Source organism: Noviherbaspirillum sp. L7-7A (assembly GCF_019052805.1).
Classification (GTDB): domain Bacteria; phylum Pseudomonadota; class Gammaproteobacteria; order Burkholderiales; family Burkholderiaceae_D; genus Noviherbaspirillum_A.
This window is the reverse complement of sequence record NZ_JAHQRJ010000001.1, coordinates 1,631,865-1,646,800: the sequence shown is the minus strand read 5'-3', so window position 1 is coordinate 1,646,800 and position 14,936 is coordinate 1,631,865. Positions and strand designations below refer to the sequence as shown.

13 protein-coding genes and 5 tRNA genes are annotated in these 14,936 nt (G+C 60.0%); all 18 read left to right on the top strand.

Features of this window, described 5'->3' with window-relative positions; genetic code table 11:
- Positions 1-10 precede the first annotated feature (10 nt).
- The 18 genes from rnc (at position 11) to KTQ42_RS07350 (ending at position 14,936) form a co-directional block, all read left to right on the top strand.
- Positions 11-901 (top strand): ribonuclease III, encoded by an 891-nt coding sequence (gene rnc / locus KTQ42_RS07435; RefSeq protein ID WP_249222887.1) that lies wholly within the window; start codon positions 11-13, stop codon positions 899-901.
- Positions 898-1,800: a GTPase Era gene (gene era, locus KTQ42_RS07430; RefSeq protein WP_217344929.1), complete on the top strand. Its 903-nt coding sequence runs from the start codon at positions 898-900 to the stop codon at positions 1,798-1,800. Before rnc ends, era begins: the two co-directional genes overlap by 4 nt.
- Positions 1,801-1,809: 9 nt before the next feature.
- A complete protein-coding gene (gene recO, locus KTQ42_RS07425; RefSeq protein WP_217344928.1) occupies positions 1,810-2,634 on the top strand; it encodes a DNA repair protein RecO in 825 nt (274 codons plus the stop codon).
- 25 nt (positions 2,635-2,659) lie between these two features.
- Positions 2,660-3,424 carry a pyridoxine 5'-phosphate synthase gene (pdxJ, locus tag KTQ42_RS07420; RefSeq protein ID WP_217344927.1) on the top strand — a complete coding sequence of 255 codons (765 nt, stop codon included), beginning with the start codon at positions 2,660-2,662 and terminating at the stop codon, positions 3,422-3,424.
- A complete protein-coding gene (gene acpS / locus KTQ42_RS07415) occupies positions 3,421-3,816 on the top strand; it encodes a holo-ACP synthase (protein WP_217344926.1) in 396 nt (131 codons plus the stop codon). The genes pdxJ and acpS overlap by 4 nt, the downstream gene beginning before the upstream one ends.
- On the top strand, positions 3,813-4,871 hold the full coding sequence (gene nagZ / locus KTQ42_RS07410) for a beta-N-acetylhexosaminidase (RefSeq protein WP_249222676.1): 1,059 nt from the start codon (positions 3,813-3,815) through the stop codon (positions 4,869-4,871). The genes acpS and nagZ overlap by 4 nt, the downstream gene beginning before the upstream one ends.
- Before the next feature lie 39 nt (positions 4,872-4,910).
- Positions 4,911-6,767 (top strand): excinuclease ABC subunit UvrC, encoded by a 1,857-nt coding sequence (uvrC, locus tag KTQ42_RS07405; protein ID WP_217346857.1) that lies wholly within the window; start codon positions 4,911-4,913, stop codon positions 6,765-6,767.
- Positions 6,768-6,828: 61 nt separating this feature from the next.
- On the top strand, positions 6,829-7,425 hold the full coding sequence (gene pgsA / locus KTQ42_RS07400; protein WP_217344925.1) for a CDP-diacylglycerol--glycerol-3-phosphate 3-phosphatidyltransferase: 597 nt from the start codon (positions 6,829-6,831) through the stop codon (positions 7,423-7,425).
- Positions 7,426-7,478: 53 nt separating this feature from the next.
- Positions 7,479-7,554 (top strand) — tRNA-Gly (locus KTQ42_RS07395).
- A gap of 135 nt (positions 7,555-7,689) precedes the next feature.
- Positions 7,690-7,765: transfer RNA gene (locus tag KTQ42_RS07390), tRNA-Gly, on the top strand.
- Between the two features lie 82 nt (positions 7,766-7,847).
- Positions 7,848-7,923, top strand: a tRNA-Gly gene (locus KTQ42_RS07385).
- Between the two features lie 230 nt (positions 7,924-8,153).
- A tRNA-Cys gene (locus KTQ42_RS07380) sits at positions 8,154-8,227 on the top strand.
- Between the two features lie 18 nt (positions 8,228-8,245).
- Positions 8,246-8,322 (top strand) — tRNA-Val (locus KTQ42_RS07375).
- 290 nt (positions 8,323-8,612) lie between these two features.
- Positions 8,613-9,650, top strand: a complete 1,038-nt coding sequence (locus KTQ42_RS07370; RefSeq protein WP_217344924.1) for a hypothetical protein — start codon at positions 8,613-8,615, stop codon at positions 9,648-9,650.
- Between the two features lie 309 nt (positions 9,651-9,959).
- Positions 9,960-10,538, top strand: a complete 579-nt coding sequence (locus KTQ42_RS07365; protein ID WP_217346856.1) for an XrtA/PEP-CTERM system exopolysaccharide export protein — start codon at positions 9,960-9,962, stop codon at positions 10,536-10,538.
- Between the two features lie 353 nt (positions 10,539-10,891).
- Positions 10,892-12,406, top strand: a complete 1,515-nt coding sequence (locus tag KTQ42_RS07360; RefSeq protein ID WP_217344923.1) for an XrtA system polysaccharide chain length determinant — start codon at positions 10,892-10,894, stop codon at positions 12,404-12,406.
- Positions 12,407-12,480: 74 nt separating this feature from the next.
- Positions 12,481-13,386 carry an XrtA-associated tyrosine autokinase gene (locus tag KTQ42_RS07355; RefSeq protein WP_349292130.1) on the top strand — a complete coding sequence of 302 codons (906 nt, stop codon included), beginning with the start codon at positions 12,481-12,483 and terminating at the stop codon, positions 13,384-13,386.
- Positions 13,386-14,936: a TIGR03016 family PEP-CTERM system-associated outer membrane protein gene (locus KTQ42_RS07350; protein ID WP_217344922.1), complete on the top strand. Its 1,551-nt coding sequence runs from the start codon at positions 13,386-13,388 to the stop codon at positions 14,934-14,936. Before KTQ42_RS07355 ends, KTQ42_RS07350 begins: the two co-directional genes overlap by 1 nt.

Sequence of the window (14,936 nt, the reverse complement as noted above, 5' to 3'; positions counted from 1 at the left end):
CACCAACATGATGGATTTGACATTACTGCAGAACAGGCTGGGCCACACGTTCAAGGATGCCGCGCTTTTGCAGCAGGCACTGACGCATCGCAGCCATAGCAGTCTGCATAATGAGCGGCTTGAGTTTCTTGGTGATTCGATACTGAACTGCGTAGTTGCCTCGCTGCTTTTCGAACGCTATACGAAAATCGATGAAGGCGACCTTTCCCGGTTGCGCGCCAATCTCGTCAAGCAGCAATCCCTGTATGAAATCGCGCAAAAACTGGAATTGTCCCACTTTCTGCGCTTGGGTGAAGGGGAGCTGAAATCCGGCGGCTTCCGGCGACCGTCCATTCTGGCTGACACGCTGGAAGCCTTGTTCGGCGCGGTGTTTCTCGACGCTGGTTTCGAGGCAGCGCGCAAGGTGATACGCACGCTCTACATCTCGATCCTGGACACTGTCGACCCCAAGACCCTGGGCAAGGATGCGAAAACCCTGTTGCAGGAGTTCCTGCAGGGCAAAAAAATCGCACTGCCGCAGTACAACGTCGTGGCGACGCACGGTGCCGCGCACAACCAGGAGTTCGAGATTGAATGCCTGGTGCCCAAGCTGGACATTCAGGTATTCGGCACTGGCGGCAGCCGGCGCGCCGGAGAGCAGGCGGCAGCAAAGCTGGCGCTTGAAGCAGTGCAGAAGGCATTGACGAAATCTCCCGCAGGCACCCGCAAGAGCCGGCCGCGGGCTTCCCAACTGAAGCTGGCCGGCATTGCCACCGTACAGGCCGAGTTGCCCATCGACGATGCCGTGCCGGGAAAAGCGGCGCCGTCTCCGTCTGACGCCAGCCAGAAAAAAACCGCACAGCCGGCTGGTGAAACCGCACCCAGCCAGCCGCTGGCCCCTACCCATACCAAGACCGCATGACAGAACCTGTTGCAACACCCGCGTTTCGCTGCGGTTACATCGCCATCGTGGGCCGACCGAACGTCGGCAAGTCCACCCTGATGAATGCGCTGATCGGCGCCAAGGTCAGCATCACCTCGCGCAAGGCGCAAACCACGCGGCACCGCATTACGGGTATCCAGACGTCCGAGCGGGCCCAGTTCATCTACGTCGACACACCCGGTTTCCAGACCCGCCATGCCAACGCGCTGAACAAGAAGCTCAATCGCACCGTCAGCGATACGCTGACCGCGTCCGATGTGATCCTGTTCGTTGTCGAGGCCGGCACCTGGGGCCAGCCTGACCAGCAGGTGCTGGACCTGATCCCGGCCGACGTGCCCTGCATCCTGGTGATCAACAAGTCCGATTATGTGAAGGACAAGAAGGCGCTGATGCCATTTGCCCAGAAAGTGGCCGGCCTGCACGCCTTCGCTGCCGTGGTGCCTGTATCGGCCAAACAGCGTTTCCAGTTGCAGTACCTGCAGGATGAAATCGAGCAGCGCCTGCCCGAGAATGAACCGATTTTCGATGCCGATGACATTACCGATCGCAGCGAGAAATTCCTGGCAGCCGAAATCGTGCGGGAAAAGGTGTTTCGCTTCGTCGGTGAGGAATTGCCTTATACCAGCACGGTGCTGATCGAGAAGTTCGAGCAGGAAGGCAATCTGCGCAGGGTATTTGCCGCCATCCTGGTCGAGCGCGACAGCCACAAGGCCATGCTCATCGGCCAGAAGGGCGCACGGCTGAAGGAAATCTCCACCCAGTCGCGTCTCGACATGGAGAAACTCTTCGGCGGCCCGGTGTACCTGGAAATCTGGGTCAAGGTCAAATCGGGCTGGGCTGACAATGAAGCCGGCTTGCGGGCCTATGGCTATGAATAGGCCAAGGCGATGGATGCGGATCGCCAGCTAGACGAGGACAGGCCCATCGCGGAGCGCAAAACGGCAGCGCCTGTCGCGAAACCGACTGCTGCACCAGCCAGGCGGCCACGCACGCCCGAACGGGACATGCGTGTGGCCGAGCAGCCAGCCTTCGTGCTGCACAGCTACCCCTACAAGGAAACCAGCCTGATCGTCGATGTGCTGTCTCGCGACTACGGGCGAGTAGCGCTGGTTGCCAAGGGCGCCAAGCGGCCGCATTCCAAGTTGCGCGGCGTGCTGCAGACCTTCCAGCCGCTGTCGGTCGGCTGGACCGGCAAATCCGAAGTGCGCAACCTGACCGCGGCAGAATGGCTGGGCGGGCTGCTGCCGCTGGAAAAGTCGGCATTGCTGTGCGGGTTTTATCTCAATGAACTGCTGGTCAAGCTGCTGGCGCGCGACGATCCCCATCCGGCGCTGTTCGATCATTACGTGGAAGCGCTGAACAGGCTGGCGCATGAGGAAGCGGCGCCCATCGTGCTGCGGCGCTTCGAACTGGCGCTGCTGCGCGAAACCGGCGTGGCAGGTGACATTGCCGTCGATGCGACCAACCGCCAGCCGGTCGAGCCGGACCGCTGGTATGTGGTCGACCCCGAGCGCGGACCGCGACCGGCGCTGCCTTCGGACACCTGGCCGCGCGTGGCCGGCAAGACGCTGCAGGACATGCAGCGCGGCGACTATGCCGATGCAACCACCCAGTCGCAAAGCAAGTCCCTGATGCGTTTCCTGCTGGCGCATCACCTCGGCGGCGCGCCGCTCAACACCCGCCAGATCCTGCTCGATCTGATGCAGTTGTAAAACCCTTCTTCCAGGATTCGTTTCCATGAGTTATCTGCAACCGGCCAGTCAGGTCATTGAACTGGGCGTCAATATCGACCACGTCGCCACGGTGCGCAATGCGCGCGGCACGGTGTATCCCGACCCGCTGCGGGCCGCCTTGCTGGCCGAGGAAGCCGGCGCCGACCTGATCACCCTGCACCTGCGCGAAGACCGCCGACACATCCGCGATGCCGACGTACAGGCGATTCGTCCGCGCCTGATCACACGGATGAATCTCGAATGCGCGGTGACGCAGGAAATGCTGGACATTGCCTGCTCCATACGGCCACAGGATGTGTGCCTGGTGCCGGAGCGGCGCGAGGAAGTCACCACCGAAGGCGGGCTGGATGTGCGCCGCTACTTCCCTGCGGTGCAGGCGGCGATACGCCAGCTGCAGGCCGAAGGCATACGGGTCAGCCTGTTCATCGACGCCGACGGGGAGCAGATCGCGGCCTCGTCGGAAGCGGGCGCCTCCGTCATCGAACTGCATACCGGTCGCTATGCCGATGCCGGGGCCGACAGCCAGCAGCAGGAACTGGAACGCATCCGCGAAGGCGTGGCGCACGGCATCCGCCATGGCCTGAAGGTCAACGCCGGCCACGGCTTGCATTACACCAATGTGCAGGCAATCGCGGCAATTCCTGAAATTGCCGAATTGAATATCGGGCATGCAATTGTTGCCCAGGCGGTGTTCGATGGCTGGCAGAAGGCGGTGCGCGACATGAAAGCCATCATGGTTGCCGCCCGGCGCGGCAGCCTTGCGTCATGATCTACGGGATCGGCACCGACATCATCCAGATCAGCCGGATCGAGGCGGCGCTGGCCCGGAACGGCGACCGCTTTGCGCAACGCATACTCGGCCCGGAGGAATATGCCAAATACCTGCGCCGGCGTGGCAAGGTTGCGGTGCGCGGCATCCGTTTCCTGGCGACCCGCTTCGCCGCCAAGGAAGCCTTTTCCAAGGCGATTGGCCTGGGCATGCGCATGCCCATGACCTGGCGCGGTGTGCAATTCCTGAATGCGCCCAGCGGCCGGCCGATTGCCGTCGCCAATGGCGTGCTGAAAGAATACATGGACAACAATGGCCTGAGCGCGCAGGTAACGCTGACAGACGAGGCCGATTACGCGGTGGCCTTCGTGATCGTGGAGAAAAACGCATGAGTGCAGTAAACCAATCGCCGGCGGCAGCCAACCGGCTCGGACCGGTAATGCTGGATGTGGTGGGCCTGACGCTCACCGAGGACGATGCGCGTCGCATCCGCCATCCGCTGACGGGCGGCGTGATCCTGTTTGCCCGCAACTTCACGGACCGCGCGCAGCTGTGCGCGCTGACCAGCGCCATCCATGCGGTGCGGCCGGGCGTGCTGATCGCCGTCGACCATGAAGGCGGACGGGTGCAGCGTTTCCGTACCGACGGCTTCACCCATTTGCCGGCAATGCGTGTTCTGGGCCAGCTCTGGGACCAAGACCCCGAAGCGGCGGCGCGGGCCGCCACCGCGGTCGGTTTCGTGCTTGCTTCCGAACTGCGGGCCTGTGGCGTCGATCTGTCCTTTACCCCGGTGCTCGATCTGGACTATGGCGGTTCCAGCGTCATCGGCGACCGGGCCTTGCACCAGGATCCGCGCGCGGTGGCGCAACTGGCCAGGAGCCTGAATCACGGCCTGGCGCTGGCCGGCATGGCCAATTGCGGCAAGCATTTTCCGGGGCATGGCTATGTCGCCGCAGACTCCCATGTGGCGGTGCCGGTGGATGAGCGCAGCCTGGAACAGATCATCACGAGGGATGCGATGCCCTACGACTGGCTGGGCATGAGCCTGTCTGCCGTGATGCCGGCGCATGTGATTTATCCGCAGGTCGACAGCCAGCCGGCCGGGTTCTCGCACCGCTGGCTGACGATACTGCGCCAGCAGATTGGCTTTCAGGGCGTGATTTTCAGCGATGACCTGAGCATGGAAGGCGCCAGCGTTGCCGGCAGCGTGACCGACGCGGCGCGGGCGGCCCTGGATGCCGGCTGCGACATGGTCCTGATCTGCAATTCGCCGGACAAGGCCGACCAGTTGCTGTCACAACTGCCGGCCGATGCGGGCAGCGCAGGATCGGCTGCGCGCATCGACGGCTTGCTGGCGCGCGGCAGCGCCCCCACCTGGGAGGCATTGCAGCAGGATGCGCGCTATCAGGCCGCGCGCGAACTCGCGCTGTCCCTTCGCGCCATGTAAAGGCGCTTCCCGATTCCGGCCCAGATTTGTTGATGAATGATGTCCGACCAGACCACCCCTGATCCACGCGCCGTCGTCCTCGATACGGTCAGCAAGCTGCCGCATCTGCCCGGGGTGTACCGCTATTTCGACAGCGAGAACAATCTGCTCTACGTCGGCAAGGCGCGCGACCTGAAGAAGCGTGTATCGAGCTATTTCCAGAAGACCCATTCGAGTCCGCGCACGGCGATGATGGTCGAGCGCATTGCGCGCATGGAAACCACGGTGACCCGCAGCGAGGCCGAAGCGCTGCTGCTGGAAAACAATCTGATCAAGACGCTGCAGCCGCGCTACAACATCCTGTTCCGCGACGACAAATCCTATCCCTACCTGAAGCTCACCGGTCAGGACTATCCGCGCATGGCCTACTACCGCGGCGCGGTGGACAAGAAAAACCAGTATTTCGGGCCTTTCCCGAGCGCCTGGGCGGTGAAGGAGTCGATGCAGATCCTGCAGAAGATCTTCCTGCTGCGTACCTGCGAGGATTCGGTCTTTGCGAACCGGACCCGGCCCTGCCTGCTGCATCAGATCCACCGCTGCAGCGGACCGTGCGTGAACCTGATCAGCAAGGAAGACTATGCGGCCGACGTCGAGAATGCCGCCAACTTCCTGCGCGGGCGCCAGAGTGAACTGATGGCCAGCCTCGAGCAGAAGATGCATGCGTATGCGGCCGACCTGAACTTCGAGCAGGCGGCGGCGGTGCGCAACCAGATCAGCGCGCTGTCCCGGGTGCTGCAGAAGCAGACCATGGAAACCGGCAGCGATGCCGACATCGACATCATCGCGGTGCTGGTGCAGGGCGGCCGCGCCTGCGTCAATCTGGCGATGGTGCGCGGCGGCCGGCATCTGGGCGACCGCGCCTATTTCCCGCTGCATCTGGAACACGGCATGAATGCCAGCGACGAGCCGGTGGAGCAGGAAGTGCTGAAGGCCTTCCTGGCCCAGCATTATCTGGACAAGTTCATTCCGGCCACACTGGTGCTGAACATGGAACTGAACGAGCCCGAACTGATGGTGGCGCTGATGGAGCAATGCGGCCATCGCATCAATCTGGTGTTCCAGCCGCAGGGCCAGCGCCGTCAGTGGCTGGAGATGGCGCAGAAGGGCGCCGAAATCGCCCTGGCCCGGTTGCTGTCCGAGCAGGGCTCGCAGCAGGCGCGCACCCGGGCGCTGGTGGAGGCGCTGGCGCTGGAGAGCGATGATATCGAAACGCTGCGCATCGAATGCTTCGACATCAGCCACACCCAGGGCGAGGCAACCCAGGCTTCCTGCGTGGTATTTCATCATCATGCAATGCAGAACGGCGAATACCGCCGTTACAACATCAACGATGTCACGCCCGGCGACGACTATGCGGCGATGCGCCAGGTGCTGATGCGCCGCTATGAGAAAGTCGCCAATAGTGACGGCGTGATGCCGGACGTCGTGCTGGTTGACGGCGGCAAGGGACAGGTGGAGATGGCGCGCCAGGTATTCGAGGAGCTCGGGCTGGACATCAGCCAGATTGTCGGCGTGGCCAAGGGGGAGGGCAGGAAGGTTGGCCTGGAAACACTCATTTTCGCCGACGGCCGCGTGCCGCAGGAACTGGGGCGCGATTCTGCGGCGCTAATGCTGATTGCCCAGATCCGGGATGAGGCGCATCGCTTTGCCATTACCGGCATGCGCGCCAAGCGGGCCAAGGCGCGCCAGACCTCGCGGCTCGAGGAAATCGAAGGCATCGGCGCCAAACGCAGGCAGAAACTGCTGGCGCGTTTCGGCGGCCTGCGCGGCGTCATGGCTGCCAGCGTCGAGGACCTGGCATCCGTCGAAGGCATTTCACGTCAGCTTGCGGAAGACATTTACCGGCAACTCCATTAAATTACGGCCTGCGCCGCTACCGCGTTCGCGCGCCGCCAACCTTTACAACAAGAACTGACTTATGCCGCTGAATATTCCGATTCTGCTCACCTGGCTGCGCGTCGCCATGATTCCCCTGATCGTTGGCGTGTTTTACTTGCCGGACAGCTGGATCTCGCTCTTTGACAAGGGTGTGGCATCCACCGTCATCTTCATTGCCGCCGCCGTCACCGACTGGTTCGACGGCTACCTGGCAAGGCGCTGGAATGAAACATCTGCCTTCGGCGCCTTTCTCGATCCGGTGGCCGACAAGTTGATGGTAGCCGGCGCCTTGCTGCTGCTGGTGCAGCTGGGCCGCGCCGATTCCATCCTGGCCTTCATCATCATCGGCCGCGAAATCGCCATTTCCGCCCTGCGCGAATGGATGGCGCAGATTGGCGCCTCCAAGTCGGTGGCGGTCAGCTCCATCGGCAAGATCAAGACGACTGCCCAGATGATGGCGATCCCGATGCTGCTGTACTACGGGGAATTGTTCGGCGCGATCGACACCGGTTTCTGGGGCCAGATCCTGCTCGTGATCGCCGCGGTCCTTACCGTGTGGTCGATGTTTTACTACCTGCGCAAGGCGTGGCCGCTGATACTGGCAACCGAGCGGGCCCAATCATCCGGAATAAAATGATGCGTGCTTGACACACAACTTCAAATCTCTATAATGCTGGCTTCTCCAGTGACGCGGGAGTAGCTCAGTTGGTAGAGCGCAACCTTGCCAAGGTTGAGGTCGAGAGTTCGAGACTCTTCTCCCGCTCCAAAGTATCGTTAGAAAGAGGCCTCACGGCTTCTTTTTTTACGGAAAAAACCGGGGGCAAGTGGATCAAAAGAAATTTTTTGAAGATTCCCATTTGCAAAATTTACTGAATCGTCTATAGTGGCGGCTCGAAAAAATGCGGGAGTAGCTCAGTTGGTAGAGCGCAACCTTGCCAAGGTTGAGGTCGAGAGTTCGAGACTCTTCTCCCGCTCCAGATTATCTCTGGAGCCATGTTGTAATAAGTGGTTTTGGAAATGCAGGGCCGATGCAGCGCGGTCGGTAGTAGTAAATGAAATGCGGGAGTAGCTCAGTTGGTAGAGCGCAACCTTGCCAAGGTTGAGGTCGAGAGTTCGAGACTCTTCTCCCGCTCCAGATTGGAAAGGGAAGTCCGAAAGGGCTTCCTTTTTTGTTTTTGGCTGGCCGCATACATGGATTGGCGGGGCGTTTTAGCATCGAATAAAACAGATGCTTTCTTGTCTGAATAAAAATGCCTGCCTGGGCTGTACGTCTGTCGAGAAATGCGTATAATCACGCCTCGTCAACGTGCTGCAACGAAATGCACGGTGGCGAAAGCAGCAAGGCAGTACAGTCATTGAGTCAATGGCGGGGTAGCAAAGTGGTTATGCAGCGGCCTGCAAAGCCGTGTACGCCGGTTCGATCCCGACCCCCGCCTCCATCCTCTTCTTGACTCGCCAGGCGCGTAGCTCAGCTGGTTAGAGCACTACCTTCACATGGTAGGGGTCATTGGTTCGAATCCACTCGCGCCTACCAGAATCTAGCAGCACACCTGCCTGAAAAAGCCGACCGGAACAGGTCGGCTTTTTTGTTTCCTCCTGTTTCTTCTGCTGCCGGATTTGCGTTTCGACAATGTTTCTGTGCGGGTTTCCGCACATACAAATGTTGTCGAAGAGTCTATTGTTTGTCCTCAAGTCCGTATCAAAAAATCTGTACATACTGAATCCGCGCTGAGCACTGACAGAGCGATCTCCGGAACGCGCTGGCATGCGGGGAGGCGATTCAAACACGAGATCGCAGACACTTTTTCGGAAAAAGAGACAACCATGAAACTAAAATTACTGACCATTACGTTCCTGGGCGCATCCCTTGTGGCTTGCGGAGGGGGAGGCGGCGGCGGAGGAGGAGGCGGGGATACGACCGTGGCGTATCAGCTTACAGCGCGGATTAATGGCGTGGATGTTCCCAACTTCGTCGTCAAGCCAGGCGAAAGCAAGGTACTGGGCCTTACCACTGGGCAGGATGTGGAGATCATCGCTTCCGCGCCGTCCACGGTGCTTACCACCGACAATGGCGTCGCCAGTGCAGAAGTGCTCGCCAATACGGCGACCAACTACCGCGCTCGGTTCACCACTTCTCAGCATACGATTGCAAAGAGGGTGTTTGCACAGTCGACCAATCCTCTGAATACTGCCGGTGTAACCATTACGGTCAGCAGCAGCGATACAAGCTTCGGAGCAGTCACTCCCAAAGTCGGCGATCGTTTCACCTACGCTGAAACGGACAAGACATTGGCTGGAACCACAGTGCCATTTCCACTATCCACGCACGTCGTCACTGCAGTTACAGCAACTGGCTGGAATGAGGAATTTGTGAATCCGGGACCGACGGTCATGTCCATCGTGAATTTCAATAGCCGTGGCAATCGCGTCGGCTATCAGGCAACAGCGAACGATCCGAACGGCTGCAAGGATGCGCGTTTCAATCCGGAAGAGAAACTACTGGAGTTCCCGCTGTTCCAAGGCAAAGTCTATAACAGCAACTGGACGACTACTTGCGCCACCGATAGCCAGCTTGAGACGTTCAGTGCAACTGTCGGCGCCTACGAACAGGTCACCACTGCTGGTGGCGTATTCAAGGCATTCCGCATAGAAACTAATACGGTAGTCAGCAATAGTACCGATACACGTCTTCCAGGACGGGGATATCAACAGAAAGTGACGGTATGGTTTGATCCGATCCTCGGGCGCAATGTGAAATACAGCGGACAAAGGACCTATCCGCTTGGCGCACCGGCAAGCAACGTGGCGCAATTTTTCCTGACAGACACAACTATTGATCTTGTGAATGTCGTCAAGAACTGATCGTTAGCCATTGTATTTGGCAAGTTGCAATAAGTTGCGGTAATGCAAGGCCTCAATTGGCGAGGCCTTGCTTTGATCGTCCTCAGAAAGTGGCCGAAAATACAAAATTACTCTATGCCAATTTTTTTGTTTATGGCATGCTAACCGCGCGTAACAGAACGGCAAGTTTCGTTTCTCTTCACAGCCCAACCAGATTTCCTGCCGCATCCGCCCGGAGCGCATTTACCCATAAAGCAAGGAGAAGACCAATTGAAGTTCAAACAAGACCATCTCATCAGGCGGACCGCCAGTGTCGCATTGATCGGCGCAATGCTGGCCCTGACCGGCTGCGTGACCACGCCGGACTATCCATCCCTGTCGGCCGACCGCACCGAGTCGCCCAAGCATGAGTATCTGATCGGCCCCGGCGATACGGTCAACATCACTGTCTGGCGCAACCCGGAAGTTTCCCTGAGCGTGCCGGTGCGTCCGGATGGCAAGATCACCACGCCCCTGGTGCAGGACATGAATGCCAGCGGCAAGACCGCGACCCAGCTCGCCCGCGACATGGAAAAGTCGCTGGAGAAATATATCCAGCAGCCTATCGTTACCGTGATCGTGACCGGTTTCGTCGGTCCCTACAGCGAGCAAATCCGCGTGATCGGCCAGGCAGCCAAGCCGCAGGCCCTGCCATACCGTGAAAACATGTCGCTGATGGATGTGCTGATCGCAGTCGGCGGCGTCACCGAGTTTGCGTCTGGAAATCGCGCGGTCATCGTGCGTAATGTGGATGGAAAACAGCAGACCTATTCGGTACGACTGAATGACCTGATCAAGCGCGGCGACCTGTCGGCAAACGCGGCGATGCGTCCAGGCGACATTCTGGTGATACCGGAAAGCTTCTTCTAATAGAACTCGAAACAGCCATGAAGGGCTGCATTGAACGGTCGATGCACGGCAACGGAACACGACTCAGGACAAGGCGGCCCTTCCTGTAAAGAAATAAACTCCGTATGCAAGCAGAAAAATTGCTTAAAATAAATTGTTACGGATTGATTCAACATCCCCGATCGTTTTGTAAATGGCCATAATGTTGCGGCGCAGATTGTTTAAATAACAGAGGTTTGTTAAGTCGCGCCTTGGTGGCAAACGTATAATTTCACCCATTGTTCCGGTTTTTCATCATCCGCAATGGTCATGCGGCAATGCAATATGAAAACCAAGGGAACGTCGGTTAGCGGCAGATAGATGGAGAGGTAGAAATGGAAGAAACGATCAACCAGGTGCTCTTCCTGTTAAAGGGCGTATGGAAATACCGGTGGCACGCTGTGATCGTGGCCTGGGCGGTAGCATTGGCCGGCTGGGTACGCGTCTATACGCTGCCCGACGATTACCAGGCATCCGCCCGTGTCTTTGTCGACACCCAGAGCATCCTGAAGCCGCTGATGGCCGGCATGACCACGCTGCCCAATGTCGAGCAGCAGGTGTCCATCATGAGCCGCACCCTGCTGAGCCGTCCCAATGTGGAAAAGGTCATGCGCATGGTGGACCTCGACATCAAGGCCAAGACGCCCAAGGAAAAGGAGGAGCTGCTCAACGACCTGATGAAGCAGATCAAGATCGTTGGCACCGGCCGTGACGACATCTACACGCTCTCCTACAGCAACGAGAATCCGCGGGTGGCCAAGGACGTGGTGCAGTCATTGCTGACAATCTTTGTCGAAGGCAGTTTTGGCGACAAGAAGAACGATTCCGACAAGGCCATCCAGTTCCTGGACGAGCAGATCAAGAATTATGAAGCCAAGCTGGTGGCGGCCGAGAATGCGCTGAAGGACTTCAAGATCAAGCACAGCGGCTCGCTGCCACAGGGCGGCGACTATGGCACCCAGGTGCAGGCCGCAAGCGATGCGCTGAACCAGGCGCGCCTCGATCTGCGCGAGGCGGAGCAGGCGCGCAATGCGATCCAGACCCAGATCTATGGCAATGGCACCGGACCGAATGGCGCGGTGGCGGTCAATCCTGAGCTGGACGCCCGCATCCTGACGCTGCAGAAGAACCTCGATACGATGCGCATGCAGTTCACCGAGCAGCATCCGGACATCATTTCCACTAAGCGCCTGATCAAGCAGCTGGAAACCCAGCGGGCGGAGGACGCGAAAACCGCCAAGCCGGGTGGCGACCGTGGCGCCAATTACAGCCCGATGCTGCAGCAGCTGAATGTGTCGCTGTCGACGGCCGAGGCACGGGTGGCATCGATGCGCGCCCGGGTGGATGAATACACCGCACGTTACGATCGCCTGAAGACGCAGAGCGTCAACGGGCCCGAGCTCGAAACCCAGCTGGCACAGCTCAACCGCGACTATCAGGTCAACAAGGAAAATTATTCCCAGCTGGTTGCGCGGCGCGAGTCGGCCCGCCTGTCCGGCGACCTGTCCAACACCACCGACATGGTGAAGTTCCGCGTGGTGGATCCGCCAACCGTGCCACTGACGCCGGCCGGCCCGAACCGTCTGCGCCTGGCCTCCCTGGTGTTCGTCGGCGCCCTGATTGCCGGCATTGCGATCGCGCTGCTGATGAGCCAGCTGCGTCCGACCTATCTCAGCCAGCATGGGCTGCGCGAATCGACCGGTCTGCCTATTCTGGGTTCGGTCTCGATGAACTGGACCGACCATGAAAGGGCAAAGCGCAAGCGCAGTTTCTACGCTTTCGGCGCTTCCCTGGCGGTGCTGATCACGCTGTATGCCGGGGTGATGGCGCGCATGCTGCTAACGGCCTGACGACGATATCAGCGCGGCCTGGCCGCGCTGCAACAGCTTCGGATGCATTGCATTGAATACGATTGGGAGAAAGCGTGAGCATTATTGAAAAAGCCGCTGGCCGGCTTGACCGCAACAAGGTGGACAAGCCACCCGTACACGACATCGACAACCCGCTGGCCCGCGACTTCGGTCACCACGATCCCGTGGTGGAAGCGGCGGTTGCCTATGCGCCGCAACATGAGCCCATGCCCGAGATGCGGCAGCCCAGCGGCCAGCCGAGCCGGCGCGTGGAGATCAACCTGGAACAGCTGCACAGGCTGGGCATGGTGACGCCGGAAGGCGGACGCACGCCGGTGGCCGAGGAATTCCGGATGATCAAGCGTCCCCTGATCAAGCATGCGCTGTCCAAGGGCGGCGGCGTGGAACGCCACAACAACCTGATCATGGTTACCAGTGCGCTGCCAGGCGAGGGCAAGACCTTCTGCGCCATCAATCTGGCAATGAGCATTGCCATGGAGATGGACCATACCGTGCTGCTGGTCGACGCCGATGTGGCGCGCCCGTCGGTGCCGCGCTATCTCGGCATTGAAGCCACCGAAGGCCTCATGGATGTGCTGCTCAATGACAAGCTCGATCTGTCGGACGTCATGCTGCGCACCAATGTCGACACGCTGCGCATTCTGCCCGCGGGCCAGCCCCACAAGAATTCCACCGAGCTGCTGGCCAGCCTGTCGATGAGCAACCTGCTTGACGACATTGCGCGCCGCTACCCTGACCGTATCGTGATCTTCGATTCGCCCCCGCTCCTGATGACGACCGAGGCCAAGGTGCTGGCCAGCCACATGGGACAGATCGTGATGGTGGTCGAGGCAGAAACCACGACCCAGCATGCGGTGAAAGATGCGCTGCGCCAGCTCGGCAGCGATAACAACGTCAGCCTGGTGTACAACAAGACCAAGGCGTTTTCCGGCAACAGCTATGGGTATGGATACAACTGATGGCGCGTTCCACATGTAAAGAATTCGTGCGTCGTCCCGCGGCGCTGGCCGCACTGGCCGTGCTGGGCATGCAGGCGGCGCCCGCGCTGGCGGCTGATGTGCGTTTTACCCCCACGCTGACGCTGCGTGAAACCTATAGCGACAACATCCGGCTGGCGCCAACCGGCAGTGAGCAGTCGGCATTCGTCACGGAAGTCATGCCAGGCTTTGCGCTCAGCGGCACCGGCCGCCGTTCCCAGTTCCAGGCCACCTATCAGGCCCGTGGCATCCTCTACAACAACGATGCCGGCAGCAGCAATCTGCAGAACTACCTCAATGCCCGCGGCACCGCGCAACTGGTCGACGACCTGCTGTTCGTCGACGGCAACGCCAGCATCAACAACCTCAGCACTTCGCCGTACGGGCCGCAGGCGCTGGACAGCAGCTATGCAATCAATAACCGCAGCGAAGTCCGGACGTATTCGATCAGCCCCTATGTTCGCCAGCGCTACGGTTCGCTGGCCCAGGCCGAAGCGCGCTATACCCATCAGGGCGTGAGCAGCGATACCGGCGGCTTTGCGAACTACAACAGTGACCTGCTCAATCTGGTGGTCAACAGCGGCGATGCCTTCCGCGTCGTGGGCTGGGATGTGATGGCTTCGCGCCGCCATAGCAGCTATAACTCGCTGAGTTCAGTCGACAATGATTATCTCAATGGCGTAGCGCGCTACAAGATGACCGACCAGTTCAGCCTGACCGGCTCGGCCGGCTATGAGCGCTATACCTACCAGAGCATCAACGACGGTCCGAAGGGCGCATCATGGAGCGTCGGCTTCGATTGGAAGCCGTCGTCCCGCACCAGCCTGGCTGCTACTGCCGGACGCCGTTTCTATGGCAATGCCTATAGCCTGAACGGCGTTCATCGCAGCCGCTATACCACCTGGAACCTGAGCTACAACGAAGACATCACCACCACCCAGCAGCAGCTGGTCGATTCCGGATCAATCAGCACCACGGCCTTCCTGGATCAGGTGTTTTCCGCGACGATCGCGGATCCGACGGCGCGCGCGCAGGCAGTGGAGGCGTTCATCCGCGCCACCAATCTGCCGGCAACCCTGGCCAACCCGAATGCCGGCTTGTCCAACCGTTTCTTCCTGCAGAAGCGGCTGCAGGGCTCGGTGGCGCTCAATACCGGCAAGTCCACGGTGCTGGTGTCGGTCTATAACACCCTGCGCCGTCCGCAGACGGGCGTTTCCGACAACGCCGGCTTGTTCACCGCCAGCAACCAGCTCTTCATCGACGAGTCGCGCCAGCGCGGCATCAGCGGCCTGTGGAACCTGCGCCTGACGCCGCTGACCTCGATGAACCTGAATGCGCGTTACTACCGCACCACCTCGCTGCTGAGCAACCGCACCGACGACAACACGCTCGTCACGCTGGGCCTGTCGCATCAGCTGTCGCCGAAAACCACCGGCACGGTCGAGCTGCGCCGCTACCAGGGCTCGTATAGCCAGACGGGAACCGATTTCCGCGAAAACGCGATCTCGGCCTACTTGACCATGCGGTTATAG